Annotated in this window: 3 protein-coding genes; all 3 read right to left on the reverse strand. The window is 31.4% G+C overall.

Translation table 11 applies throughout. The features are described 5' to 3' along the window. Nucleotides 1-254 precede the first annotated feature (254 nt). The 3 genes from BP92_RS0113620 to BP92_RS0113630 all read right to left on the reverse strand — a co-directional run bounded on the left by BP92_RS0113620 (nt 255) and on the right by BP92_RS0113630 (nt 1,915). Nucleotides 255-710 carry a hypothetical protein gene (locus BP92_RS0113620; protein WP_026726534.1) on the reverse strand — a complete coding sequence of 152 codons (456 nt, stop codon included), beginning with the start codon at nt 708-710 and terminating at the stop codon, nt 255-257. After that, nucleotides 703-1,197, reverse strand: a complete 495-nt coding sequence (locus BP92_RS0113625) for a hypothetical protein (RefSeq protein ID WP_026726535.1) — start codon at nt 1,195-1,197, stop codon at nt 703-705. Before BP92_RS0113625 ends, BP92_RS0113620 begins: the two co-directional genes overlap by 8 nt. Nucleotides 1,198-1,402: 205 nt before the next feature. After that, entirely contained in the window at nt 1,403-1,915 is a 513-nt protein-coding gene (locus BP92_RS0113630) for a hypothetical protein (protein ID WP_035693553.1), read from the reverse strand. Between the last annotated feature and the right edge of the window lie 184 nt (nt 1,916-2,099).

A 2,099-nucleotide genomic window follows, 5' to 3' on the forward strand; every position in this document is an offset into this window, starting at 1 on the left:
AATCCGTTCATTTAAGGTTAATCGCCTGCGTAATTTTTCCATAATTCAACAAAGATAAAATTTATCATTTGTTGCATTAAGTTATTGAATTCTCCTCGTTCCGCCAAAATGACGCACAACGTCTTGTGGCTTGCAGAAGTGGCGAACTTCGTGACCGATTATTTTCCGCTAAGATAATATTTCTTGCGAAAAATAAATGTGATTTTTGCACATTTTTCGCCATTTCTGCAAACCGCTGTTGTGCGTTCGGTTTTTTATTTATGATAATTGTCAAAATTATTACGTTCACTACTATCAAAATAAAATTTTAATCCAGTTTCTTTTATTTTAATTTCATAATCTCTTTTTAAAGAAATCATATTGTCAGGCCATAAAGCTAAAAATAGTTCTAGACTTACCAATAAAAAAGAACTTACGATTAAAAAAACAAAAACTATTTTTCTGAATTTAAACTTATATATAAATCTATTTATTGTATAAATTATTGCCGTAATTATTCCCAAATAAACTGTAAAGTCAATAATTAATTCAGTTATAAAATACTCTTCAGCCATTGAAGACGCAAAAGTCGGAGATTTATAAATAAAAGGAAAACCGTACATTATTCCATCTGTTCCATCAACAACATCTACAATCCACCATTTAGTAAAAAGTATAAATATGATTACTGATAGCGGAAAAATAAAACTTAAAAATATTTTTTTACTCATTTTGTTTTTTAATTAGTTCAATTTCGCTTTTCACTTCTTTAACTACTTTTTGTGTAAATAAAAATGGTAATATTAAACCTAAAATAATGAAAAATGATGAATATTGCTTAAATGGTTCTACTCGTAAATATTTTGGAATCAGCGGATTTTCTGATGGACTTCCAATTTCCGAAATCAGTATGAACAATCCAATGATAAAAGTTAAAACGCAACTTAAACAAATAATTAAGTTAGCTTTTAGAATTTTGGTTAATTTTACCCGTTTTCTTTTTTCAGTTAACATTAAACTGCAAATAGGAATTGATGAGATTAAAAGATAATCTAAAGTATTTATGTCAACTCCGAAAAAGTAACCAATTTTATTCTGTATTAATTCTGCTAGTCCAAAAACAGAAGTTGGACCTAAAATGAAGTTCAGTAAAATGAATATTATAACTGAAATTAGGATTGATAAGTAAATATATTTTTTATTTAAACTATCTAACATTAATTAATTTATTTTTCGATTTAACTTCAGGTTTTCTGCGTTCAGCCAAACTGACGCACAACGTTTTGCAGCTTGGCGAAGTGGCGGATTAAGAAAGCCTAAACTTTCGGTTTAGCACTGATTTTGCAAGTACAAAACCAACTTCAAATTAAGTCTAAACCCGCCATATTGCCAAACTGCTGTTAGCGGTTTGTGGTTTTTGTCGTCATTGTTTTAGTTGTCCAATTTTGTTAAGTATTTCGGTCAATTCGTCTGGCTTATTTGTCCCAATGAGCAATTTTTTCTTGTCTTTAAATTCAAGTTGCAAACCTATGTTGCCCGAAACATTAAACGCTGTTCCTTTTCCAAAAAGTCCAAGTCTTAAACCCCAACCACCGTATTCAGTCAATGGCGAATATTGTCTAACAAATGATTTTGTCAAACTCTCCCAAGTGTAATGTTTAAACTTTAAGTGAAATGGGAAAAAGCGAACATATATTCCGTCTTTTTTAATAGTTGTGTCAAGTCGAAAGTTTATAAACAAAAGTGTCAAAGCAAAGGTTAGTCCTGTCGCTACTAAAAGTCCTGTGTTACTCATTGGTTTGTCGCCAAATTGTTGTCCTCCTATAACTTGTTTAAATACTCCAAACAAAAATAGTCCGTTAACTCCCAATAGAATTAACCACAACCACCATTGCTTAAACCTTTGTCTTTCCGTGTATAAAATTTCTTTGTCCATTGTCGTGTTATTTTCTCTTTTAATTTTGGTGTTGACGGTCGTCCTACCATAACCGCTAACGTTCTGCGGCTTGCTCTCAGTGGCGTTGAACCAACACCAAGCCATTACAAATATAACAAAACATTCCATTCAGCAGCGGATTTTCCGTAGGAAAATCCGGAAGTAGCCATTGAAGCAAACCGCT

It is taken from the genome of Flavobacterium sasangense DSM 21067 (genome assembly GCF_000686885.1).
Lineage (GTDB): Bacteria > Bacteroidota > Bacteroidia > Flavobacteriales > Flavobacteriaceae > Flavobacterium > Flavobacterium sasangense.